The organism is Marinobacter sp. (assembly GCF_965229985.1).
GTDB lineage: Bacteria > Pseudomonadota > Gammaproteobacteria > Pseudomonadales > Oleiphilaceae > Marinobacter.
Genome location: NZ_OZ245935.1, coordinates 2800964 through 2825465, shown reverse-complemented (window position 1 = coordinate 2825465; position 24502 = coordinate 2800964). Strand labels below are relative to the sequence as shown.

At 57.3% G+C, this 24502-nt stretch carries 17 protein-coding genes; 14 read left to right on the top strand and 3 right to left on the bottom strand.

Translation table 11 applies throughout. The features are described 5' to 3' along the window. The first annotated feature begins 25 nt into the window (after positions 1-25). The 11 genes from tssM (at position 26) to ACO06L_RS12885 (ending at position 17115) form a co-directional block, all read left to right on the top strand. On the top strand, positions 26-3619 hold the full coding sequence (gene tssM, locus ACO06L_RS12935; protein ID WP_202346124.1) for a type VI secretion system membrane subunit TssM: 3594 nt from the start codon (positions 26-28) through the stop codon (positions 3617-3619). Between the two features lie 117 nt (positions 3620-3736). Further along, positions 3737-5851, top strand: a complete 2115-nt coding sequence (locus tag ACO06L_RS12930) for a type VI secretion system Vgr family protein (protein WP_202346123.1) — start codon at positions 3737-3739, stop codon at positions 5849-5851. Then, positions 5851-6465, top strand: coding sequence for a DUF4123 domain-containing protein (locus ACO06L_RS12925; protein ID WP_202346122.1), 615 nt, complete (start codon positions 5851-5853; stop codon positions 6463-6465). The genes ACO06L_RS12930 and ACO06L_RS12925 overlap by 1 nt, the downstream gene beginning before the upstream one ends. Next, positions 6462-10145: a hypothetical protein gene (locus tag ACO06L_RS12920; protein WP_202346121.1), complete on the top strand. Its 3684-nt coding sequence runs from the start codon at positions 6462-6464 to the stop codon at positions 10143-10145. The genes ACO06L_RS12925 and ACO06L_RS12920 overlap by 4 nt, the downstream gene beginning before the upstream one ends. 6 nt (positions 10146-10151) lie before the next feature. Beyond that, positions 10152-11150: a hypothetical protein gene (locus tag ACO06L_RS12915; protein ID WP_202346120.1), complete on the top strand. Its 999-nt coding sequence runs from the start codon at positions 10152-10154 to the stop codon at positions 11148-11150. Positions 11151-11160: 10 nt separating this feature from the next. Further along, positions 11161-12159 (top strand): hypothetical protein, encoded by a 999-nt coding sequence (locus tag ACO06L_RS12910; protein ID WP_202346119.1) that lies wholly within the window; start codon positions 11161-11163, stop codon positions 12157-12159. A gap of 808 nt (positions 12160-12967) precedes the next feature. Continuing rightward, positions 12968-13417 (top strand): DUF4124 domain-containing protein, encoded by a 450-nt coding sequence (locus ACO06L_RS12905; protein ID WP_320407620.1) that lies wholly within the window; start codon positions 12968-12970, stop codon positions 13415-13417. Between the two features lie 77 nt (positions 13418-13494). Then, a complete protein-coding gene (locus ACO06L_RS12900) occupies positions 13495-14349 on the top strand; it encodes a DNA ligase (RefSeq protein WP_202346118.1) in 855 nt (284 codons plus the stop codon). A 115-nt stretch (positions 14350-14464) separates the two neighbouring features. Continuing rightward, positions 14465-14722, top strand: a complete 258-nt coding sequence (locus ACO06L_RS12895) for a YdcH family protein (protein ID WP_202346117.1) — start codon at positions 14465-14467, stop codon at positions 14720-14722. A 93-nt stretch (positions 14723-14815) separates the two neighbouring features. After that, positions 14816-16126, top strand: coding sequence for a glycerophosphodiester phosphodiesterase family protein (locus ACO06L_RS12890; RefSeq protein ID WP_202346116.1), 1311 nt, complete (start codon positions 14816-14818; stop codon positions 16124-16126). A 341-nt stretch (positions 16127-16467) separates the two neighbouring features. After that, positions 16468-17115: a dimethylsulfonioproprionate lyase family protein gene (locus ACO06L_RS12885; RefSeq protein WP_202346115.1), complete on the top strand. Its 648-nt coding sequence runs from the start codon at positions 16468-16470 to the stop codon at positions 17113-17115. Between the two features lie 175 nt (positions 17116-17290). On the opposite strand, the gene ACO06L_RS12880 is transcribed toward ACO06L_RS12885, so the two are convergent. Next, entirely contained in the window at positions 17291-18553 is a 1263-nt protein-coding gene (locus ACO06L_RS12880; protein ID WP_320407621.1) for a Fic family protein, read from the bottom strand. 379 nt (positions 18554-18932) lie between these two features. Between ACO06L_RS12880 and ACO06L_RS12875 the strand changes: the two genes are divergently transcribed. The 3 genes from ACO06L_RS12875 to ACO06L_RS12865 all read left to right on the top strand — a co-directional run bounded on the left by ACO06L_RS12875 (position 18933) and on the right by ACO06L_RS12865 (position 20512). Next, positions 18933-19256 (top strand): DUF883 family protein, encoded by a 324-nt coding sequence (locus tag ACO06L_RS12875; protein WP_202346114.1) that lies wholly within the window; start codon positions 18933-18935, stop codon positions 19254-19256. A 2-nt stretch (positions 19257-19258) separates the two neighbouring features. Beyond that, complete coding sequence (locus tag ACO06L_RS12870; protein ID WP_227715749.1) at positions 19259-19771, top strand: hypothetical protein; 513 nt, start codon at positions 19259-19261, stop codon at positions 19769-19771. Between the two features lie 162 nt (positions 19772-19933). Then, positions 19934-20512: a porin family protein gene (locus ACO06L_RS12865; RefSeq protein ID WP_202346113.1), complete on the top strand. Its 579-nt coding sequence runs from the start codon at positions 19934-19936 to the stop codon at positions 20510-20512. Between the two features lie 39 nt (positions 20513-20551). Here the strand turns inward: ACO06L_RS12865 and cysK are convergent, their stop codons facing one another. Then, positions 20552-21523, bottom strand: coding sequence for a cysteine synthase A (cysK, locus tag ACO06L_RS12860; protein ID WP_064229655.1), 972 nt, complete (start codon positions 21521-21523; stop codon positions 20552-20554). Positions 21524-21572: 49 nt separating this feature from the next. After that, positions 21573-24482, bottom strand: a complete 2910-nt coding sequence (locus ACO06L_RS12855) for a transporter substrate-binding domain-containing diguanylate cyclase (RefSeq protein WP_202346112.1) — start codon at positions 24480-24482, stop codon at positions 21573-21575. Positions 24483-24502 lie beyond the last annotated feature (20 nt).

Sequence of the window (24502 nt, the reverse complement as noted above, 5' to 3'; positions counted from 1 at the left end):
AGCACACCAAGGAATCACAGCAGGAATGGAAACCATGTGGAGAAAAGCTTTACTCATCGGTCGCTGGCTTCTGCCATACCTTAAAAACGCAGCCCCGGTCACCCTGACACTGGGCGTTATCGCCTTGCTGGTGGCCACCTGGTGGCTGGGGCCGCGCTGGGAACTCAATGGTGAGTTTCCATTAGCGGCCTGGCAGATGCGGGCCCTGGTAACCCTGGGAGTTGTCCTTGTGGTCGCGATGATGTGGGGCATGGTGCTGGCGCGCCGCCTGCGCAAGGTGAACGTCCGGCAGGCCGAAGCGCAGAAGGAACAGGAAGATCCGATTCTGCCCATGGAGCGCAAGCAGCAGCGCCTGCTGGATCGTCAGCTGGCGGCCCTGAAAAGCAACCTCCCCGGCCGCAAAGGCATTTACCGGCTGCCCTGGTATCTGGTGATGGGCCTTGAGGATGCTGGCAAGACCAGCCTGATTCAACGGTCCGGGCAGACCTACACGCTCACCAACGTAACCCGCAACAATCGGGTGGATCGCAATGCCTTCGGTTTTGACTGGTGGATCGGCGATGAAGGCGTGCTTATCGATCCTGATGGTGAACTGCTGAGCCAGAGTCAGGGTGAGGGCGCAGGCGCGGAGATCCAGCAGCGTCTTTGGCATCATTTCATCGCCTGGCTTGAGCGAAATCGCCCTCAACGCCCCCTGAATGGTGTGGTGCTGGCCATAGATCTGGCCAGTCTCAGCGTGGCAGACTCCGGCCAGAGGCGGGACCGGGCCATCCTGTTGCGCACGCGCTTGCGGGAACTGATGGAGCAGATCGGCTCCCGCCTGCCCGTTTATGTCACCTTCACCAAGATGGACCTGCTTTACGGTTTTGGCCCGCTCGTGCGGACCCTGAGCAAGCAGGACAAGGAGCAGGCCCTGGGCTTCACCTTCAGCCTCGAAGGCCAGATGGATAACGACGATTGGCTGAACCAGTTCGCTGACCGATACACCGCCATGGTTGAGCGGCTTACCGATCGCTTGCCGGATGTTCTGGCCAATACCCGGGATGCCGAGGAGCGGGCAGCGGCCTATTCCTTTACCCGCCAGCTTGCAGGCCTGAAGCCTGTTCTGGAGCATTTCCTGACCGACCTGCTGTCTGCGGATGTGTTCTCGACACCGGCGATGGTTCGCGGCACCTACTTCACCTCGGTGTTGCAGGAGGGCGTGCCGGAAGATGCCTTTGTCTCGGCAGCTGCCGCCAACTACCAGATTGCCGGGCCCATTCAGCCTGCCCAACGGGCAGGGCAGTCCGCCACCCTGTTTACCCGGGCACTGTTCCCCGAGATCATCTATCCGGAGGCTGGCCTGGCCGGTGATAACCGACGGGTGATTCAGTCCCGGCAACGCCGGCTGGCCGTGGCCGCCGTGGTGGCTATTTGTGCCGGTGCGGGTATGACCGCCGGCTGGCAGCATTTCTTTATCAAGAATGCAGAGGCCGCTGCCGCCGTGGAAGCCCGTGTTCAGGGCTTTATCGATAACTGGCAGCCGGTGGGCTTTGAACCGGACAACACCGGCCGGAACCTGCTCGGCCCGCTGGATGAACTTCGTGAGGCAACGCTGGCCTTTGGCGACCATCGCCGGAACTGGCCGTTGCTCAGTGATATGGGCCTGTACCGTGGCCATGAGGTGGGCCCGGAAGTTGAGGAATCCTACCTGGATATGCTGGCATACCAATATTTGCCAGCCCTGATGTTCGGTGTGATGGCCGAGATGGGTCAGGCGCCGGACAATAGCACTGAGCGCCTGGAGCATCTGCGGGTGTTGCGCATGCTGTATGACGCCAGTGGTCGTCGGGACGATATTGTGACCCGCTACATGCAGAACCACTGGCAGGAGGCGTTCCCCGGCCAGAGTGAACTGCAGCAGCGGCTACTGGGTCATCTGGACTATGCCATGGCGCATACCGATCTGGCACAGCTAACTCGCCAGGGCGATGCGGTTGCCGATATGACCCTGGCGCCGTTTCGTAGCAGTGTCGAGTGGGCACAACATGAGCTTGGTCGGATTGCCACGCCAGACCGGGTCTATCGGGATCTGGAAATTGAAGCAGAACAGGAATTCCGGGCACCGTTGGAACTGGCCCGGGCATCCGGGCCGGCATTCAGCACGGTGTTCACCCGGCTGGATGGCTATGGCGAGCCGTCGGACTCGGGGGCAGCGGTGGAAGAAGATCCATTGACCATCCCCGCGTTGCTGACCCGGGAGGGACTGGAAAAATGGTTCCTGCGCAAGTCCGGCTCGGTAACGGAGCTGGCTCTGGTGGACGCCTGGGTGCTGGGCCGCCGGGACAACGTTGACTTCAGCAAGGCGGATGAAGCCAGACTGCTGGCCAGTTTGCAGACCCTCTATGCCGAGCACTATGCCGAGGCCTGGCGTACTGCCTTGAGCCGCATCGATATTCAGCGGTTTGAGGACCTGAACCACGGCGTACGTATTCTGGAGAGCCTGACCAGCGGCCACGAGCCCCTGGCAAGCCTGCTCGGGCAGGTTCGCCATAACACGCGTCTTGTGCCTTCGGCAGAAGGGGAGAGTGCCGCAGCCCGGGAGCTTCTGGAGCAGTCGCCCCATTTCCGCATGTTGCAGGATATTGAACGGCAGTTTGCGGAGCTCAACCAGTTGACCGGGGAAAATGGCGATCAGCCAACCGGGCTTGAACAGATCATGCTGGTAGTCGGTGAACTTCACGAGTACATGCGCAACATCCAGGAAGCGCCAGACAAGGGCAAGGCTGCGTTGGCCGCCGCCCGGGCCCGCATGGGCCTGCAGGGAGCCGACCCGATCTTCACCCTGCAGCGCATGGCCGACAACCAGCCGGAGCCCCTGAACCGGCTGCTGACCCGGTTGGCCACGGAAAGCTGGCGGGTGGTTCTGGACCAGGCGGTGGCGCAGCTGGAGCGTGAGTGGTATCGCGAGGTGTATCAGCCTTTTCAGCAGAATCTGGCCCGCCACTATCCGTTTAATCCGGACTCCGGGCGGGATGTTGCACTGCAGGACTTTGAACGGTTCTTTGCCCCGGGCGGCGTATTGGACGCCTTCTATCAGGACAACCTGAAACTGTTCCTCGAGGATCACCCGGAACAAGTGGGTGATGCCCGACGTGCCGGCCTGGTGCGCGGTGCGGTACTGACTTCCCTGGAAAATGCCGACCAAATCCGCAGGGCCTATTTTACCCGGGGTGGTTCCCTGGATGTGGAGTTCGCGCTGGAACCGCTCAATCTCTCAGCCAACAAACGCCGCAGCGTGGTGAATGTGGATGGCCAACTGGTCGAGTTCAGCCACGGCCCGCGCCAGAGCATTCCGCTGGTCTGGCCCAATACCCTGCGGGACTCTGTTGAGAGCCGTATTACCCTGGTGCCGGTCCAGGTGAACCGTTCACCCCGCAGCCTCTCGGAAAGCGGCCCCTGGGCCCTGTTCCGACTGCTCGATAAAGCCGACATTACCGGCGTGAGCAGCAGCGCGGTGGATGTCCGGTTCCGGGTTGACGACGGGGAGATGCGTTATCGCCTCCACGCGGCCAGCAATACCAACCCGTTCACACAGCAACTACTGGCGGGGTACCGCATACCCCGCAGCTTGTATTAAACTCTTTCAGTACACCAGGGCCGCCCTGATGAGAGCAGGACGTTTTCATCAGGGCTGAGCCTTCGCACAGGATGGTGCGAAAGCCCGGATTTTCTTTTCTCTTCAGGGACCGAAGACATGCCCCAGGCAAACGGACTGCAATTTACCGCCACCATTGGCGAATACTCCTCTGACCACTTTTCCGTTGTTGGTTTTGCACTGACAGAACGGCTGTCCGAGCTGTTCCAGGGACGCCTTGACCTGGCCAGTACCGATCCGTCTGTTGGCGCCTCGAATGTGCTGGAGCAACCGGTGGATCTGGTAGTCTGGCAGGACGGGATGCCGCTGCGTCGCTTTACCGGCGTGGTCAGCGAATTTGCCCGCGGCGATTCCGGCCATCGGCGTACCCGCTACGAACTGGTTTTCCGGCCACCGCTCTGGCGCCTGGCGCTGATGCACAACAGCCGTATTTTCCAGAACCGGGGCACGGATGAGATTGTGCGTACCCTGCTGGAGGAGCGGGGGATCGTCGATACCGTTTTTGATCTTAAACGCGGCCCCGAGGAGCGGGAATACTGCGTCCAGCACCGGGAAAGTGATCTGGCCTTTGTTGAACGTCTGGCTGCGGAGGAAGGCTGGCACTATCGCTACCAGCATGGCGGCCTTGATGGCCAGGAGCCACCTGCACTGATTTTTGCCGATCATCATCGCGATTCGCCCAGGCTTGAGGCTGCCCCATACAACGGAAAAGCAGGAGGGAGTGCCCGAACGCCCTGTGTGTTCCGGTTTGGGTACCGGGAGCGAGTACGCCCCGCATCGGTCGCCATGAAGGATTACACCTTCAAAAACCCGGCTTACGCCCTGATGCATGAACAAGCTGGCGACCAGATCCTCCACCGGGTGGACTACCAGCACTACGACTACCCTGGCCGATTCAAGCAGGACGCCAGTGGTCGGCCGTTCACTGAAGCCAGGCTTGCGGCACTGCGCAGCGACGCCAGCACAGCCTTTGGCGAGAGCAATCGCCCGGATTTCGCAGCTGGTGCCAGGGTGCCGCTAACCGACCACGACAATGAAGCCATGAACCACGACTGGCTGCTCACGGCGGTCACCCACACCGGCTCACAACCACAGGCCCTGGAAGAAGAGGGTGGCAGCGAACCGACGCGCTATGGCAACCACTTTAACGCCATTCCTGCAGACCGGAGCTGGCGGCCGCTGTGTGAACACAAACCCCTGATGGATGGGCCCCAGATGGCGGTGGTTACCGGCCCGGAAGGCGAAGAAATCCATTGCGACCAATATGGCCGGGTGAAAGTGCGTTTTCCCTGGGATCGCTATGCGTCAAATGACGAACACAGCAGTGCCTGGCTCCGGGTCAGCCAGGGTTGGGCCGGCGGCCAGTATGGTTTCACCGCACTGCCGAGGATTGGCCATGAAGTGATCGTCTCTTTCCTGGACGGCGACCCTGACCAGCCCATCATCACCGGCCGGACCTGGCATGTCACCAACACGCCGCCGTACGCTCTGCCGGAACACAAAACCCGAACCACCCTGAAAACCAAAACCCACAAGGGCGAGGGCAGCAACGAGCTGCGGTTTGAAGACGAAGCCGGCGAAGAACAGGTTTATGTTCACGCCCAGAAAGACCTGGCTCTGCTCACCGAAAACAACCGTACCGAAGTCATCGGCAATGACAGCCACCTGACGGTCAGCAAGCATCGCTTCAGCCACGTCAAAGGCAGTAGCCACCAAACCGTGGCCGGCGAGAAACGCGAACAGTCCGGGAAAGACCATAGCTTCAGCGTTACCGGCACCCTCCACCTCAAAGCCGGCACCGCCTGGCTAACTGACTCCGGCACCGAACTGCACATCAAGGCCGGCCAGAAAGCCGTGATTGAAGCGGGTGCGGAAATCACCCTCAAGGCTGGTGGCAGCTTTGTGAAGATCGACCCAAGCGGCGTGGCCATGGGTGGCACTGTCATCAAGCTGAATGCTGGAGGGGCTCCGGGTAAGGGGAGTGGTCAGAAGGTTCAGGTGCCGGAGATGCCTGGGTTGGTGGAGAAGAATGGGGGGGGTGTTGCGCCTGTAAAGTTGGCAGAAGCCCCTGTTCGTCCTATTGGCAAGGCAGATGAGACCATAGAACTGCTGGAAGTCGCAGCGGTAGAAGACTTGGCACTGGTAGACAAATGCATGGAGCAGCCCGATGGTAGTTGCCCCCTTGATCACTGCCCCTGTCGGGAGACCGCATAATGGCCGACATAGAAACGATGGAGGCCGGCGGCTTCCGCTTCCGCGACAGTGGCTTGCAATGGTTCGCGCTACTCGAAGGGGCGCACCCCGCCTACAACACCCTGGATCTGGTTTATAAAAACATAGCGACCCCGGAGTGGGTGGCAATCTATCAGTTTGCTCCCTACGAAGCGCTCGCTAAGGTAAGTCCGGTGCTGATTAAGCTGGACCACCCCCACAAATGGTTACAACAGTGGCAACAAGTGTTTCCTGGCCTTGCCGGTTCGATGCTGGGCTCTGAAACAAGCCTTGAAACCGTGGCAGACCATTTGCGGACACTGGTGTCTGTTCGGGTTGAAGGTGGCGTGGATTCTCTATTCCGCTTTCACGATTCCTGGATTGCGAGTGCGCTCTACCCAACCCTTGAGGACACAGAGCGGGCCAAGTTTCATGGACCGATCTGTCAATGGCTTTGGCCCCGGGGTGGGGAGGTTTGTAGGGCAGAACGGCCAGGAGAAATGCCGACGGAAGATCAGGCACTGAGCGAAGGGTGGTTACAGCTAAGCACAGAAAGCCAGCTGGCCGTTCATCAAGGGCTCATGTCCAAACGGAATTGGAAGGAGGGTCAACGGTGACAGGACCATGTATTTCAGCAGGCTCCCCCTGTAAGGAGCCGGAAAAGCTCTATGTTGAAGTGGCCGGAACCGACGTTCACCCAGGCCATGGGCTGGTATTGGAGAAAAACGGTGAGCCTGTCAACACATTCTCAATGGAACAGCGCCAATTGCACCAGCGCTATGAGTGCGAGTACGCGGTGGGTGCCGCTGAGCGTTTTGACCATACCCTCACACTTACGGTTGAGAAGGAGCAGGGGGGCACCCTGCGCTTGCCGTTGCTGGATCAACCTCACCCAACCCGGCTTTCCGCGTACACCCAGCCCAACCTGTTGTTTCCGATCTACCCGTTGGCCGAAATGCCACGGGTGGAGGGCGAAGCGGGGCACGCCCTGCTAAGGCCCGGCTATCTGTATGTTTTCTGGAAAGGCATCCTTTGGCGTGAACTTCAGACCGATGAAAATGGCAAGTTGCGGGATATTGATCTGCCCCATTACAGGGAACTGGTTAAAAGCGAAGGCCCCATCGCCGCGGGCGAACGTGAACCCGCCGGCGTGGTATTGGACACGCTCTGGGTACCGGCCCGTTTCCAGACCGTGGGGGCGGCACAGTGGACCATTGGCGATGTGGAACTGGCCTGGTCCGAGCAACAGTGGAGTTGGGAGTACGTTGAATCCCTGGAGTCCGGGCAGGAAATCATCCACCTTCCGGCTAGTTACCGCGAACTGACCGGTATTCCCGCATACGGCAAGAACGGGGCGCGGGCCATTAACGCCCGCCGTCACGCCCGCTGTAAGAACCTGGAGATGCTCAAGGGGTATGGGCACCGCCGACGGTTCGGCCCCGACAATAACTCAGGCAGGGATTGGGTATCGTTGAGCGACGCAGCCCCTTGCCGTCGCCGGGACCCGAACCGTGAAAAAGATGCCACCAACCCTGCTGTTGTGGCCCAGGCACTGGACGGCAGCGGCCTGGACGATGACAACAGCATGCTGGGCAAAATCCGGTACGAACTGGAGCGGATGGAAGGCTTCGCCTGTAAGGCGGCAGAGACCGTTGAGTTCGCCGGCGGTTTGACCCGATGGGTGGACGACCTGCTCGGGGAGGACTGGCGGGCCCAGTTCGGCGGCGGACAGACCACCCCGGGTGCGGCAGAAGCCACGGATAAATCCGAAGCTGCCCGCAGGGTACTGCTGGATGAGGTCCGTCGTCGCCTGAGGGCTGGCGACAGTGATGAGGACCAGCTCGCCTCTCTCCGGGAACGGAACATACCCGCTGTGCCGTTACCGGACTTGTTGTTTGAACTGGAGTGGCTCACGAACCAGACTGGTCTGCACTTGACCCACCTGTCGACAGTGGCGGAGTCTGCCCAGGCGCATCCCCACTTCAAGAGCGCCATGCTGGTACACTCGGCCATCTTTGATCACAAGGGTTATGAACGGGGCCCGTTCGACAACTACAGATATGCCGTTGACACTGAAAAGCTGGACGCAGCATTGCGCAAGGCAGACCGCGAGGCCTGTCGCGCCAACTGCTACGAGCTGATAGAGCGCAGGATCAGGTTATTGGAAAACCAGGCCGTCCCGGTGTTTAACGACCTGTTTGCGCTCAATGGCCTGTGCCACCCCATCTCCCTGCAAACACTGAATCCGCTGCTCGCCCACCTGGAAACCTCTGTGTTCCACTTTGATCCGCTGGTAAGTAAAGTCGCCAGGGAGAGCGAGGCCTATCGCGACGAAGCCGGGGCAGAGTTCATCAAGAAACTGGCCCGCGGGCAAGCCGGTTTGTCTGCCTTCCTGGCAACAGAGACGGATATCGAACAAGAGCAGGTTGGTGAGCCGGAACCGAACGACGGCTCTGGCAAGCCCCGCCCTGGGCTCCTGAAATGGCTCCAGGCCCAAAGGCCGGCCGTCGGTGACCTGCCGGAGGCCCTGCGGGACCAGTACGAACTGAGCGAACAGGAGCGGGAGAAGGTCTACGAGAATATCCGTAACATGGCGGACCCGGAATTGCTCCAGTGGGCGACGGCGTCCTACACCACCATGGGGCAACTGATGGCGGACCTTAGCAGTGAGTTCTACCTGATTACCCAGCGGGCGTTGTTGAGGAACATCGGCAATGGCCCAATCTACCAGGTAACAGACACGCTGCAGATCCCGACACGATACATGAAACTGGGCAACCCTTTCCTTGAGGGGCTCGTCCTGGGGCACGCCAACCCCATGATGGCCAACCCCAACCCAGAGATGGTGCCACTGGGCATGCGCTTTGGTAGCCAGACAGCGGGTATCGGCGCATTCTCAAACGAAGCCATCAACAATACGCTGCGACAGTCCAACGGAGCCCAGATCGTCCGGCCCAAGGGTGGCGTTATTAATCGAGTGGGTCCCGGTATGGCAGGCAATTACGCCGTTATCCGCAATGGCAATGGCAAACTGCTCGCCACCGCCACTTCGGTGGCAGGCCTGCAGGGTAGCGCCCCTACCGCGTCCGCTCAGGTGGAGATGTTCCTGGCACACAAGGACAGCATCGCCGCCAAAATGTCGAAAGGTTTTATGAGCCGGGCCGGGAGTGTGCTCTTGCGCTGGGCGCCGCCGGGGATGTTGGGGCTGTTTGGGTGGAATGTGGTTAGCGCAGCATCACAAATCCTTGCTTCACCAGATGGTGCTGCGAAAAAGCTGACTGGGCTTGCTTACGGGACTGCAAACTTGATGTACTGGCTTGGTCACATCGTTGAGGCTGAAAACCTGGTAAGGGAGACCCGACTGTCCTGGCTAACCAAAACCCGAGTAAATGTAGAAAAAATCAGTAATAGCGCCCTCAAGTCAGTAGCCAGGCGTTTGTTCACCGATAAGATGCTGTCAATCGCCAAGTTTGCAGGGGTCTTTGGCGCAACCCTGGAGGTGGTGTTGTCGCTCTGGGAAGGAATGCAGCGGTTGCAGGCCAACGACACGGATGCCGCTGCGGGGTACTTTACCGCCGCAGCCGGCTTTGGCGTGTTCATGTTCTCTCACCTCGCCGGAACAGGGTTGGTTCCAATCCTGGGGGTGAGCTTTGCGGCCGCCCTGGCGGCCGTTGCCTTGATTGTCGCCCTCGCAGCTTTGGTCTGGGCTATATGGCGCACCGATGATGACCTTGAAGCCTGGCTCAAGAATGGTCCTTTTGGCACAGTGGAGCCAGCAAGTCAGTTTGAGCATCTTCACAGTTCACCGGAGGATGCATTTCAGTTCCTGGTGGGTGCTATGTTCCCGCTCGTTGGCAACAGCGACAGCCTGGCGGGCTTCAATGATCGGGGTCTGCTGTCAGACCAAGAGAAGAATCGGCTGTTTGAAAATGGCCGTTTGGAGGGGCATGTGATCGGTGTCCGATCCGCCGCCTTTGCATTGGTGGACAAACCGGAGGAACAGTTTCAGGCCCATTTTTGGATGACCTGGCGGAATGGCAGCAAAACAAAGGCTCTGACTCCGGAGTATGTTTATTACGATGCCGAGCGTCAGATGCTTCGGTTCCATATGCCTAAGCCCCAGTGGCGTCGGTGGGGGCGTTCGCAGACTCTGGAAAAACTGACGGCGAAGGTTCAGATTGCGCTGAGCAACGGCGTCCTGCTGCCGGCCAGTGACATAGAGCAGCCACTGGTAGCGGCTGTGGACGAACCGGCACATGCAGACAAAAATCCTCGCTGGCTCACGATTACGAGTTAACAACTTATGACGGACGACTACCTGGACACAGCCTATTGTTCCGACGCTATTCCGACTCTGCCACCGGGGGGGCACCCAGGCATGGATAAGGCCTTTCAGCGCTTGCCCTGGGGCCACTACCAGAACCCGGTCATGCCTAACACCATGGAGACGCAGTTGGCTTACGCCCGGCTGTTTGAAGATGAAAGTGATGTGGAGGATGGCCATCCTTGGGGAGACTCAGTGTTTTCGGTCAGTAAGGGGGCTTTGAGTAGTCTGCAGGGCTTTTTGTACATTATGTACATGTGTGTGGCAGTAGGTTTTTTTATATCACTATTTGGGCTTGCCCTTCTTATTCTCAGTGTGGCTATCAATAAGCCTGGTGCTGAAAATTTCATTAATCTATTTCATGAGGTTAAATATTTTTATTTAGTAATTGCAGTCTTATATTTCACTGGCAAATACGGTCGCCTCCTATTAGCGTACCTCACAGACAAGCGCCAACGAGCCAACCCAACGGGCCTGTATCGCCGGGAAGGCATGGCTCGGATCAAAGAAGGGAAGGAGGTCTTCGAGGCCCCCTTCATTGAGTTTGATGCCTATCTGGTTCACACGCCCTCGGGCCGTGGTGGTCGTTACTTCAACCTGTTGTTGCAACACCGCTACAGCAAACATCAGCTGTGGATGAAGGGGTTGCTCACTGATGCCGTGGACCAAAAGGAAGTGTATGCCTATTGGGACATGCTCCAGCAGTACATGGACGTCACCCATCCCCTGCCGGACGTGCCCATCTTTGAGCCCTTCCGGCCCCGTGATCCGGTTACTGCACAATGGGACCAGCGCACCGGGCGTGATCCGTTCAAGTGGCGGAAAATATCACCGGAGGCCTGGCGCGAGAACCACGAAAAAACATACCGGGACCGCTTGCGGAGCACGCACTTCCATCACCCCTGCATCCTTGATGCCCACATCCAGGGCCGGGGCCTGCAGTTGCCGGAAGAGCCGCGTGGGGCCATGCTGGCGTAGTAGGCCACTTATGAGGGAAGACTATCAGAACACCGCCTACCGCTCCGACGCTATCCCGGTGCTACCACCGGGCGGCCACCCGGACATGGACAAGGCATTCCAGCGCCTGCCCTGGGGCCACTACCAGTACCCGGTCATGCCCAACACCATGGAGACGCAGTTGGCTTACGCCCGGCTGTTTGAAGATGAAAGTGATGTGGAGGATGGGCATCCCTGGGGAGAGTTGGTGTTCTCGGTCAGCAAGGGGTTTTTGAGTGGGCTGCAGGGCTTTTTGCATGTCCTTTACATGTGCGCCGCTCTCGCATTTTTCATATCCTTTTTGCCCTTAATCGTCAGCATACTTTCAGTCATTGTTAATCGACCAGATTTCCATTCCGTTATTGCGCTGGTTCAAGTCTTTCTATACATGTACTTAATAATTGCCGCCTGCTACTTCGGCGGCAAATATGGCCGCCTCCTGTTAGCCCGCCTCACCGACAAGAGCCAACGAGCCAACCCCACGGGCCTGTACCGCCGGGAGGGTGTGGTTCGGATCAAGGAAGGCAACGAGGTCTTCGAGGCTCCCTTCATCGAATTCGATGCCTATCTGGTTCACACACCCTCGGGCCGTGGTGGCCGGTACTTCAACCTGGTACTGCAACACCGCTACAGCAAATACCAGTTGTGGATGAAGGGGTTGCTTACCGATGCCATGGACCAGAAGGAAGTCTATGCCTATTGGGACATGCTCCAGCAGTACATGGACGTCACCCGGCCCCTGCCGGATGTGCCCATCTTCGAGCCATTCCGCTCAAGGGACCTGGTTACCCGGGAATGGGATCAGCGTACCGGGCGGGACCCGTTCAAGTGGCGGAAAATGGCACCCGAGTCCTGGCGCGAGAACCACGAGCAAACCTACCGGGACCGCCTTCGGAGCATGAATTTTCAACACCACTGCATTCTCGACGCCCATATTCAAGGCCGCGGCCTGCCGTTGGCGGATGGGAAGCAAGGAACAATGCTGGCATAAATTGGCCAACTCCTGGGCATTAAACACCATGCAAGCCGGTAACGAACTGATGTCCACATACGTATCTGGCGCCTATCGCCGGGATGCCATTCCCAAGCAGGCTCCTCAGAAGGACATCAGTGGGTTTGCCAAGCACTTAGATGCAGGGGGTTTCATTGAGCGGTTGCCTTGGGGTGACTATGCAAACATCGACATCAGTGTGTTTCCTAATTCTGCACGAATTCACCGAGCTAGAATGGCTGGGTGAAATATAAGGAATCTTGCTGATTCGGTTTGGACTCACAAGCAACAACCCAAAGAGTTTGTAAAGACTCGCTGGAAGCTCCTGATGATGCTTGCGGGGGCTTTTGCAGATTATGGAATGCTGAAAGTTTTGTTGCTTGTCCTGTTCGCTTCAGGAATTCTTACTTCGATCGTTAAGGACTGGGGGGGCAGTTTATTCCGGACCACCGGCACGGCCGAGCACGATGCAGCGGGCTAGCGCGGGCGCCCGGCAGACTATTGGACCACACTGGATCTGGAGTGGTGGGAGAAAGAGGGCTATCCCGCCCAAATGGCAAAAAACAGAAATTTCCCATGGGACACGCGGGAAGACGAGATGCAGTACAGCGTGCCGAATCTGAACGAGGCAATGGTGGCTTAGGGCTTACTTGCGGAGAGAGGTTGGACCAGAGTTCTCCTAGAATCTTCAGTTGAACCAGCAGGTGACCTTACCTACTCCTCGCTGAGGTGCTAGGCTTTCCAACGACGTAGAAGGCATATCCTCGCAGGTAAGCCAGGGAATTAACGAAGTGAAAAGGAGTTCTTTGTGAAAGCATTTCTGATTCTGATCTTTGTCTGTCTTATCCCCCTCTCGGCAAACGCCGGCGTCTACAAATGGGTCGACGCCAACGGTCAGACCCATTTTGGAGACCGTCCACCGGCCAAGGCGGCATCAAGTGAAGTTACGGTAAAGGCCGCCCCGGCCAGCGTGGATGCGGGAGCCCGGGAGCGGCATCAGAAGATGACCGAGTTTCTGGAGCAGCAGCAGGAAGAGCGTGAGACGCGGCAGGCAGCCAATGCCAAGGCTGAAGAGAAAGCGGAGAAGCAAGCCGAACTGTGCAGAAAGCTTCGGGCGCGCCTCAAGCACCTGGCCAGCGTCTCAACCTTTTACAACATCAACGATCAGGGCGAGCGGGTCTATGTGAATGAGGCCGAAAATACCCGTATTCGTAAGGATTTCCGGGAAAAGGTGAGGAGCACCTGCGGAAACGACTAACGCGCTGGTGCTGACCAGGGGCGGAAAGGAAAGTCTGGCCTCTGTAGGAAAAAGCAACTGAGAGCAAAGGAATTGCCATGCCGTTTCGATTGTTCAGCGCCGCGCTGCCGGTGCTGATTTCCCTTCTGTTTTCCCCCGTGGCGGTAGCGAAACCGCCCGAGCTGTCACTCGCCAACGTGTATCAAAAGGGCATGCCGCTGGACGGCTACTGGGTCAGTGAAAAGCTCGACGGGGTGCGCGCATATTGGACCGGCGAGCGATTTCTTTCCCGTGGTGGTCATGAGTATCGGGCACCCGGTTGGTTCACCAAAGGGTTTCCGGAGCACCCCCTGGACGGTGAACTCTGGATGGGGCGCGGCCGTTTTGCGGAATTGTCAGGAGCAGTGCGTCAGGGGTTGCCCGATGAGGACGATTGGCGGCGGATTCGGTTCATGGTGTTTGATCTTCCGGATCAGAAGGCTACCTTCGATCAACGTCTGGCCCGGCTGAAGGCGTTGATCAAGAAAGTCGGGTCACCCTATATGGCGCTTGTCGATCAGCAACGAGCGAGCAGCCATGAGAATTTGATGCTGCGTCTGGACAAGGTGGTGGCTGGTGGGGGAGAGGGCTTGATGTTGCGGCTGGGCGCCAGTGGTTACCGAAGCGGGCGCTCGAATGATCTGCTGAAAGTGAAACGGTATCAGGATGCCGAAGCGGTGGTGGTTCATCAACTGCCTGGCAAGGGCAAATACGAGGGGGTGATGGGGTCATTGCTCGTGGAGTTGGAAGATGGCAGGCAATTCAGGATTGGTTCGGGGTTCAGCGACTCCGAGCGAGCCTCACCTCCAAAACCCGGAACCACGATCACATTCAAGTACTATGGCCTCACCGCCACTGGTCTGCCGCGCTTTGCCAGCTTTCTCCGTATCCGGAACGATGAACCTGCGCGGTAATTGGGCGCGCAGGCGTACTGGCGCTTGACGGGGATCAAGACTGACGAAGGCAGCGAGCCATACACTGGGATGAGTCAACTACATCTCATCCCCCACAGTCACGGAGACCGCGCGAATGTCCCTGGAAAAACACGATCTGATTCACGAACTGCCCGAATCCAAAGAAGCCATTCACCTGCTGAAGACCAACAGCAGTCACTTCGCCAAGCTCTTTGATGAATATCATGAAGTGGACCACGCCGTTCATCGCATTGAAACGGGCGCGGAAAACACCTCCGATGAATATCTGGAAAATCTCAAGAAGAAGCGGCTGAATCTGAAGGATCAGTTGTTCTCAATGATTCGTGAATACGAGGCATCAACAGCGGGCTGAGTATCACTTGGCCTTCACGAAAACGTCTTTCTGTCGTAACCCTCCTTGTGAACACTGATGATGCAGTATCATTCATTTCACAAGGAGCTGGTTATGAAGTTACGCACGATCCTGGGCCTGTTGCTATGCACAGTCGCCCTCTCTGTGGCGCAAGCTGCGCCGGGTAAGTCACACCCCGACTCCTGGGTTCCACCTGGTCTGGATGACTGGAAAGATGTGCCTGTCCAATCCTGGCATAAGCGCGCTGGCGGTAAGCAGCCCATCCATCTGGGGCCAAGGCCGTTATGGCTGGTTGAGAATATGGATGAGGGCCGGCTGAAGGAGCGCCTGCAGTCCTGCAATGCCCGCCATCTCAAGCGTTCTGATTTCTCCATCGGCCATCGTGGTGCACCGCTGCAGTTTCCCGAACACACCAAGGAGTCCTACGTTGCCGCAGCGCAAATGGGCGCGGGCATTGTTGAATGCGACGTTGCATTCACCAAGGACCGTGAGCTGGTTTGCCGGCACGCCCAGAACGACCTGCACACCACCACAAATATCGTCGCGGTACCCGAGCTGAACGCCAAGTGCACCCAGCCATTTGTTCCGGCCGATCCGGCCTCAGGCATACCGGCCCGGGCCGAGTGTCGCACCAGTGATATTACTCTGGCCGAGTTCAAGACCCTGAAGGGCAAGATGGATGCCTATAACCCCATGGCGACCACCCCGGAGGAGTATCTGGCTGGCACAGCCGACTGGCGCACCGATCTTTATGCCAGCCGGGGTACGCTGATGACCCATAAGGAAAGCATCGAGTTGTTCAAGGCGCTGGGCGTAAAGTTCACCCCGGAGCTGAAATCGCCGGTGGTGGATATGCCGTTTGAGGGTGACTACAGCCAGCAGGATTATGCCCGCCAGGTGATCCAGGATTACATTGATGCCGGAGTCAGGCCTGAGGAGGTATGGCCTCAGTCGTTCGATCTCGACGATGTGTTGTTCTGGGTGAACGAAACGCCCAGGTTTGGCCGGCAGGCGGTTTTCCTTGATCAGTCCCGGCCCACGCCGGAAAACACGTCGTTGGCCTACATGGAGAGCCTGAAGGCCCGAGGCGTGAATATTCTGGCGCCGGCCCTCTGGAAAATGCTGACGCTCGACAGCTACGGTGAGATTGTTCCGTCGGAGTACGCCGAGAATGCTCGCACCGCCGGTCTGGACCTTATCGCCTGGACGGTTGAACGCAGTGGCCCGCTGGAAAACGGTGGTGGCTGGTATTACCAGACGGTGACCGATGCCATTAACAACGACGGCGACATGCTTACCGTAATTGATGTCCTCGCCCGTGAGGTGGGTGTCATCGGTATCTTCTCAGACTGGCCGGCGACAACAACCTTCTATGCCAATTGCATGGGGTTGGCGAAGCATTGAGGTAAGAAAGGCGCGGCGCCAAGCTGCGCCTTTCCAGTTTTTGTGCTTAGCAGCTCTTGCCACCATATTTAGCCCGCTTCAGCCACGTTACGGTGGCATGAGTCACCAGTTGTGGCCGGGAATCTTTATCACATATTGGCTCGCCTCCGTTTAGGCTCTCGGTTTTAAACAAAAGCGGACATTCGAGTCAGTGCTTTTCTTTGACGCCTCCAAGCCTAAGGTGGGCCCAATCCGTTGGACAATCAGCTGGTGTCGGGGTCGAGGAATCCTCGGATACATCGCCTCAATTTGAATGCCTACTATAGCCCTGGTTTTCAAATGCATAACTGCAAGGAGAAAGGGTGGGTAAGCTTTCTGATCAAGTCGACTGGCAATATCTGCTGCGTGAGTTCTGGCTACTTTATCGGTTTGGTTCAGCCGGTGGAAACCCGACTATACGGTCTCATCTAAAGGAGGTTCGTAACCGGCTAAACGCCGAGCTGGAACAGAATCCCACAGTTGCTTTCGACCAACCCAATCACTTGCCTGTATGCGCTTGGTTGAATCGAGCCATTGATCAGGGCTTAAACGAGCGCACTGCGCCTTTGTCCAGAGCCTTAATGCGTGTGCAGGAGCAACTGACGTGGCGATATGGCTATGAGCGTATGCGTCCCGGATTGGCTCGAAAATACGCGTATGCTGAATTGCTCGGCCCGAACGGCCCAGTAATCAGCGAAAATTTGATTCTGGGGGTGGTGCTGTTTGCGCCCAAATGCACATACCCTGAACATAGCCATGACGGAATCAGTGAGTCCTACATTTGCATCAGTGGGTCGATTTCAGACAGCAACTACAGTGTGTTCTCGCCGGGTTCGCTGTTGTTCAATCCTCCGAAAAGGGCGCACCGGATGACAACAGGCGATTTCGAGCCAACCTTGCTTGCATATGCCTGGACTGGGAAGCCTGAAAAGCTGGCGAACCAAAAAATGGACTTTTCGGTTAAGAAGTAGCTGGCGGGGTGTGCACAATTTCATTGTGCTCGCATACTGAAGGAATTATCACTGAACCCGAATGTCCGCTTTGCGACCCTAGCGGCCAATATCCGGCAACAATATGGTGCCACCACCAAGTAGATCTTGACCCGTTGAGCGGACCGGGGTGAGTCCAAAGCTTAACTTCAGGTGGTCATATGCCCGGAGCAAGCTGAGGAAAGTAAAAAAGCTCGGCATGTTCCGGAATCTCCCATTTCAACGGAGAACGACTACTGGTTTCACTTAACAGGCCATCGTCCTTTAGCTGTTTTATTAAACGCCTGGCTGTTCGGCTTTCGCTAGCGCCTGTCATCTCAAGTGCCGTCGAGCGTTCAAGAGAGCCTTGGATAAACGCTTGAAATAGAATCTGGGCTGCTTCCGATTTCAGGTCACCATCAACTCCAGATACCCGGCCATCGTTTCGAGCTTGTACGTACCTCAATATGCGTTTCTGCATGCCTCCAAGGTCTAACAGTCCAGAAATATAGGCCACTTGATCTTTCGCAGTCTCGAGCATGAATTGGCAGAAGCGGGCTAACTCGGTCTCGCTGAGATAGCCGCGACCGTCCTGATCGCCCTGGCGAGGGAAGTCGGCGCGAGCCAGTTTTGACTTGTAGATGTCTGACTGTCTAGCCAGACCCCGACTCAAACACCAAACACCTATACTCTCCAGTCCGGCAGCTCGCCATGCAGCATCGGTCCAAAGCCTTATGACGCGCCCATTTCCATCAAGGAAGGGGTGGATCCATAAAAGACGGTGATGAGCACAAGCCATAGCAACGAATCTTTTGTCGCCCGCGTAAAGTCGCCCAGCATAGTGCTCGCAGGCCTGAGCGATTAGTTGGCTGACGTGTTCCGCAGCAGGCGGTTTATGCTGACCCACCGTTACCGTTTGGGTTCGGAATCGACCTGGCTCAACCATGCTCTCACTGCCATCATCGGACTTCAGAATTCGCAGAGAATCAGGTAAATCTCGATAGAAATGCTCATGTATGTCCAAAAGGAACTCAGGCGAGCACACTCGTTCCAGGTCGGGATTTTCGGCTTTGATCCAGTCCTGCACTTGAATATGGGCAATAGACTCTAATTGGTAATCCCGAGCGACTGGATCATGGCTGAAGTCGCCTCGCTGAGCTTCCCGAATTTGGTGGGGCAGGGTGCGGTTGCCCTCAATGAGATTTGAGTAATAAGAGTTTATGACGGCCATGTGCTGGCGAATGGTTTCTGCTGTCTCGTCGGCCAAGCGTCCTGTTAGCTTCGCGGCCTCGCGATTAAGAGTGCTCGCCAGATCTAAAAGCCCGTAGTGAAGCATTGAATCTTCACGTGGAACGAAAGGTGCCATATCCATGAATGCGGTCATGTCGAAAACTTCGCAGTATTGGTGCCCGATTTTGTCCGGTTTGATGTCCGGTTTCACTAATTTACCTTGCCACAAAAAATAACTATTTGATATGGAGTTACATGTTAATCGCTCAGGGGTAGTAGTGAGCTAGTAGTACGATTTTGTCCGGTTTTTTGTCCGGTTCTCTGGATCTATTTTGAGTTGATGTCTTTCTTTTTCGTTCGGGGCACTCGTCGTTGGTTTATTTGAAGACTCTGCAGGAACACAGCGCGCATATTTAGAAGCCGGCGTTTCAGGAGCCAACCGATGAGTTACCGGCCGGTAACTTGTACCTGAATTCCATGTGCTACGCTGAAAGTGCGTTCTCCGATATTAATGATTGGATTGGCGGGGGCGCATTCTTATTCAGGAAACGCCAAATCAGCAGTAGATCTATTGTTTAAGGAGGCAGAACATGGAAGCTAAATCTACCCAAGACGACTATAATCAGGTTAAGCAGGATCTTCAGGAACTGCGCGAGGATCTGGCCAAGCTGACCCGGACCGTTTCGGAAAGCCAGAAAAGCAACATCAGCAGTTTGCGCGATGAAATACGTCGGGAGAGTCGCGAGGCCCTTGATCAGGTCAGGCAGAGGGGCGATGAGGCGTTGCATCGTGCCAAGGATGCCGGAGACAAAGCGTTTCACGATGTTGAACACAAGATTGAGGAGCGGCCGTTCCTCAGCATCATCGTCATGTTTCTCGCGGGTATTCTGGTAGGCAAGATGCTTGATCGCTGATCATGCTTGATTCCCCTCAGGTACGGGGTGCGGTGCGCAAGGCTGCCGCTGCCATCATCGGTTTTTTGCTGGCGATGGTCTTGCTCACCGCCCTGCTGCTGTTCGGATTTTACCTGCTTGTTCAGGCAGCCGTCCTTGCGCTGTCACCCTGGCTCGGCGAGGCCGGCGCCATGGGGCTGGCAGGGTTCGTGTGTATGCTCGCACTTGCGCTCGTCTTCCATCGCCTGACGCGCCCGGTTTCCTCTAGCAAGCGTCCCAAGGAGTCGAATGCTCAATCGGGCTCAGGTATCGATGCCATCCGCAATCTGATCAAAGAAAACCCCCTGGAAGCTGCCCTAATGGCCTTTGCGGTGGGTATCGCGGAACAGAAAGACCCGCGGCTTAAATCACTGCTTTTGCAAGGCGGCATGGAACTGATGAAACAGGCAGAATCCGCAGAGCTTGATGAGTCCATTTCTGGTGAGGATCCACTGAAAGACGATAAAGCCTCCGTAGATCCCGGACCCACCGTTTAAACTGAAGTCCTTGTTTCTCCTAAATTAATTCCGGATTACCAGATCTTAGTCCGGTTTTAACCCGGTTGGGCCAAAATTCCTTGTAGGGTGAGTTCAGGTAATTGAAAGACAGCTTTCGGTTGCCGGTGAAAGGATATCTGAACTCACCAGGAGGAACGCCTTATGAACTCTGCAATCCGTTTTACCAGTGCCGCACTTTTCACAGCCTCTTTTGTCACTGCGCCCGCAGCTTTGGCTCAGGGCAGCGTAGAGCGAGACCAGTCAGGCCCCTATATCAGCGGCAGCTACGGTGGCTACAAATCCCACGGGGGCGAGTTTGAGGATGAGAACGATCTGCTTGGCGCCGCCGTCGGCTACCAGTTTAATCCGTTTCTTGCCCTGGAAGCGGAGTACATCGATTTTGGCAACTTTGGCGAGGATAACGTGGAGGGCAAGCTGAAAGGCTTTGGCCTGGGTGCTGTTGGTCGTCTGCCTCTCACTGACAGCTTCGGCGTATATGGCAAAGCCGGTGCCTTTGCTTCTGCTTTTGATGTCGACGCATTCAACGAGAGTGAAACCTATGATGAGGTATCGCCCTTTGTGGGTGCCGGTGTGGATTTCAGGGTAACGCCGGATCTGACGGCATTCGCCGAGTACAATCGCTACAACATCGACATTGATAAAGAGGACTTCAACGGGCAGGTAACCAACAGCGGACCGGAGTTTGATACCGGCCGGGTCGGCCTGAAGTATCAGTTCTGATGAGTGCAAGGCGCAGCGCGAGGCTGCGCCTTTTTACAGTTACTGAACGTTCTCCTGTTCGCCAAACCGGTCCGCGAACAATGCCGACGAGAGATACCGCTCTGCAGTATCCGGCAGGACCACCACAATATTCTTACCCTGGTATTCCGGCTGCTTGCTGATCCGAACCGCAGCTACCACTGCAGCGCCGCAGGAAATACCGCAGAGAATGCCCTCTTCCTGCATCAGCCGGTGGGCCATGTCCATGGCGTCTTCATTGGATACCGCTTCCACCTGGTCGACCAGATCAAGATCCAGATTCTTGGGTACGAATCCGGCACCGATGCCCTGAATCTTGTGCGGCGCGGGTTTGGGATCTTCTCCGTTCATCACCTGACTTATCACCGGGGAATCCGTCGGCTCCACGGCGACGGTGGTAATCTGCTTGCCTTTGGTGCCCTTGATGTAGCGGGATACGCCAGTCAGCGTACCGCCAGTGCCAACGCCTGCCACGAAGATATCGATTTCACCGTCGGTGTCGTTCCAGATTTCCGGCCCTGTGGTGTCCTCGTGTATTCGGGGATTGGCCGGGTTCTGGAACTGTTGAGGCAGAAAATGGTTGTCCGGGTCGGCGGCAAAGATTTCTTCGGCCTTGGCGATGGCACCGGGCATACCTTTGGCAGGTTCGGTCAGTACCAGTTCTGCTCCAAGGGCTTTCAGCACCTTGCGGCGCTCCAGGCTCATGGAAGCGGGCATGGTCAGGACCAGTTTATAGCCCCGGGCTGCTGCAACAAATGCCAGTGCGATGCCCGTGTTGCCACTGGTGGGCTCCACGATGGTCATGCCGGGTTTCAGAGTGCCGCGTTTTTCAGCGTCCCAGATCATGGCTGAGCCGATCCGGCATTTGACCGAATAGGCCGGATTGCGGCCCTCAATCTTGGCCCAGATAGTTGCGCCTTCGTTGACCCGGTTCAGTTTTACCAGCGGGGTATTGCCAATGGAGAGTGAGTTGTCCTCGTAGATACGTGCCATGGCGTTCTCCTTATCCTTGTGTTTTCCCGCATCTTAGCACCACTTCTGATCAGACCGCTCGTACCTCAAGACGGTTCCTGCCATTCTGTTTGGCCTGGTACAGGGCCTGATCGGCCTGTCTCAGAAATTCTGCCGGAGAGGCCTCCGGCCCCGGAATCCCCGTTGCCAGACCAATGCTGATGGTCAGCCGGATATCATTGTGACCGCATATGTTGCAGGCACTGGCGACAGCCTCCCGGAATGTCTCCAGACGGTTGCGGATTTCATCGCTGTCCTCGTAGCTCGCAAAAACCACGAACTCCTCGCCGCCAAACCTCGATAACCGGTCGGTTTCCCGACGAAAGTGTTTGCGCATGGTATCGGCCAGCGCTTTCAGGCAGAGGTCGCCGGCCTCATGGCCGAAGGTGTCGTTGATCTTTTTGAAGTGGTCGGCGTCGACCATGGCCACCGCAAAACCGGAGTGGTGCCGCTGGCACCACTGGAAGCTTTTCCGGAACTCCTGGTCGAAGTAGCTTCGGTTCCCAAGTTGAGTCAGGTCATCGGTCACGCTCAGGCGGGCCAGCGTCTCATTGGCGACCGCCAGTTCCTTGTTCAGACGGCCCAGTTTCCGGTTCCAGTAGATCAGCAGGGCCGTCACTAGGGCGCCCGCAATCAGAAGCTGCCAGATCAGCGTATAGTCCACTGTCTGTTTCAACTGGATGTTGCGCCAATGGCTCTCCAGGCTCCGTCGCTCTTCCGTGGTCAGGCTGGACACCAGTTTCTGCATGATGCCAAGGAGAACCGGCTCGTCGTCCCGGATGGCAACGGCCAGCGACCAGTCTGCGGGGATCCTGCCAATGACTTTCAGGTCCGCCAGGCCAAGTTCCTGCATGTAGTAGCTGGCAGTTGCCAGGGTCGTGATGTAGCCGTCCAGCTCATGGTTTTGAAGGCGCCGGAGCCCCTCCTGCTCGTTGCTGACTCCGATCAGGTCCATGGACGGATAGCGGGTTTGCAGGAGCTCGGCAAAGGCATAGCCCTCGACAACGCCCACTTTCTGGCCGCGAAGGTCGCCAATCCGTTCGATGAATGGTGCTTCGATCCGCCCCAGGACGACGTTGGGAACTTCCAGGTAGGGCTCGGTGAAATTCATGAATTCGGACCGTTCCGGCGTTTTCATGGCCATGGCCAGCAGATCGCATCGGCGCTCCCGCGCAGCCTGCATGGACTGCTGCCAATTGTCGGTTGGCACCACGTCGAAATGGATTGGCGTGCGCTCGGCGAACAGTCGGAACACCTCTGCAGAAAGGCCTGCATGCTTTCTGTTTGCATCCCTACCCTCCAGGGGAAGCCAGTCGGGGTCAATGCACATGGACACCCGGTTGCTGCGGTTTTCCAGCCATGCCAGTTCCGCTTCTGTCAGGTTTGCCTTGCCAGTGCCGGGCTGTCGGGTTCCACCGCTGGCGCCGAGCCAACGGTCTTCGATGGTGCGGATTTCTTCGGCACTGATGGTGGCCAGGGCCTGATCGAGAATGCCGGCCAGAGGCGCAAGGCCCGGGCGTACGCCGAATCGGAGATCCTCACCCGGCAGGCCATCCAGAATCAGTTCCCCGGCGATACGGACCCCCGGAAGTCCCAGTTCACGAACCCAGAAATTGCCGTTGGGCAATGCCGCCAGAACCACATCGACCTGGCCTCTGGCGAGGGCTTCGAACATCGCATCCTGGGCGGTGAATATACGGGCGTCGTCTCCCAGCGCTTCCTGCAATGGCTGTTCGTAATAGATGCCGGAGCCCAGCGCCACTCGCATACCCTTGAGGTCCTCAAGGGTGTTAAGGGAAAGATCCTGTTCTCGGGTGAAGGCCACATTGGGGATGGTGTGATATGGCTCGGTGAAGCGGGTGAAAGCGCTGCGTTCAGGGCTGAACGACATGTTTGCCAGTATGTCGATCTCGCCGTTCCGGAACAGTGGCAACAGTTCGATCCACTGGCCGCCCACGGGAATTACCTGTAGCCCGGTCAGATCTGACAGCCGGTTCAGGATATCCACCGTCAGGCCCTGGATGCGCGTACCACTCTCAAAGCTGTAGGGGGCATAGTCCCGCATCAGCCCGACGCGGACCGGGCCGGTTTCCGCAATGAACCGGCGCTGTTCGGGGCTGAGAACAAAATTCCCGGAGCCAGAGAGACTGGCACCGCCAAATTCCTGCCAACGCTCCAGCAGTTCGCGTTTGCGCTGGTCCGGAATCTCCGCAAGGCCCTGACTGATCCGATTGAACAGGGCCTCATTGGTTTTCAGAACGCCGATGCGGAAGTCCTCGCGGGCAAGATCGCCCAGCGGTGCCTTGCCGGCAATGGCAAGGAAACGAAAGCCGGCCTCGTTGGCGTAATACTGAAGAGTAAGCTGCGGCCCGATAATCACATCCACCCATCCGAAAGCCAGTGCCCGAATCAGGCTGTGCAGCGAGTCGTATGTGTTGAGTGTGATGCCCTTTTCGGTAAGGGCATCGCGGTAATAGATGTCTCGCACGACACCCACTCTCAGACCCTGAAGGTCCTCAATGCTGTCGACATTCCCGACTGGATTCTGGGTGTCATGCATCAGGTAAGTCTGTCGAATGTGGTAAGGCTCGGTAAACAGGATTTGCTCTGCACGGTCCTGACGAAAGGAGATGCCATCAATAACGTCGAGTTCGCCCCGCATGAAGGCGCCGTAGACTTCTGGCCAGCTGCCGGCCCTGAAGGTGAACTTCAGATCAGCCTGTTCGGCGACTTCCCGCAGAATATCAACGGAAAAACCGGAGGCGCCGCGCCCCTCATTAAAAGAATAGGGTTTGTTGTCAGCGACGATGCCGACAGTAACGGTATCGGACACCTCCTGGGCCCAGGCCGGAGGTGCGGCGAGTAGGTAAACCAGTGCGAAAAGAACAGCGACGGCCACTCTCTTGAACGGGCATTGGCAGGGGGTGGCAAGGGAGTTCATCGGGGCGCCGGCGGTCCTCT

Coding starts and splice junctions, on each gene's coding strand:
- tssM (WP_202346124.1), top strand. CDS start 26: ATGGAAACCATGTGGAGAAAAGCTTTACTCATCGGTCGCTGGCTTCTG.
- ACO06L_RS12930 (WP_202346123.1), top strand. CDS start 3,737: ATGCCCCAGGCAAACGGACTGCAATTTACCGCCACCATTGGCGAATAC.
- ACO06L_RS12925 (WP_202346122.1), top strand. CDS start 5,851: ATGGCCGACATAGAAACGATGGAGGCCGGCGGCTTCCGCTTCCGCGAC.
- ACO06L_RS12915 (WP_202346120.1), top strand. CDS start 10,152: ATGACGGACGACTACCTGGACACAGCCTATTGTTCCGACGCTATTCCG.
- ACO06L_RS12910 (WP_202346119.1), top strand. CDS start 11,161: ATGAGGGAAGACTATCAGAACACCGCCTACCGCTCCGACGCTATCCCG.
- ACO06L_RS12900 (WP_202346118.1), top strand. CDS start 13,495: ATGCCGTTTCGATTGTTCAGCGCCGCGCTGCCGGTGCTGATTTCCCTT.
- ACO06L_RS12895 (WP_202346117.1), top strand. CDS start 14,465: ATGTCCCTGGAAAAACACGATCTGATTCACGAACTGCCCGAATCCAAA.
- ACO06L_RS12890 (WP_202346116.1), top strand. CDS start 14,816: ATGAAGTTACGCACGATCCTGGGCCTGTTGCTATGCACAGTCGCCCTC.
- ACO06L_RS12875 (WP_202346114.1), top strand. CDS start 18,933: ATGGAAGCTAAATCTACCCAAGACGACTATAATCAGGTTAAGCAGGAT.
- ACO06L_RS12870 (WP_227715749.1), top strand. CDS start 19,259: ATGCTTGATTCCCCTCAGGTACGGGGTGCGGTGCGCAAGGCTGCCGCT.
- ACO06L_RS12865 (WP_202346113.1), top strand. CDS start 19,934: ATGAACTCTGCAATCCGTTTTACCAGTGCCGCACTTTTCACAGCCTCT.
- cysK (WP_064229655.1), bottom strand. CDS start 21,523: ATGGCACGTATCTACGAGGACAACTCACTCTCCATTGGCAATACCCCG.
- ACO06L_RS12855 (WP_202346112.1), bottom strand. CDS start 24,482: ATGAACTCCCTTGCCACCCCCTGCCAATGCCCGTTCAAGAGAGTGGCC.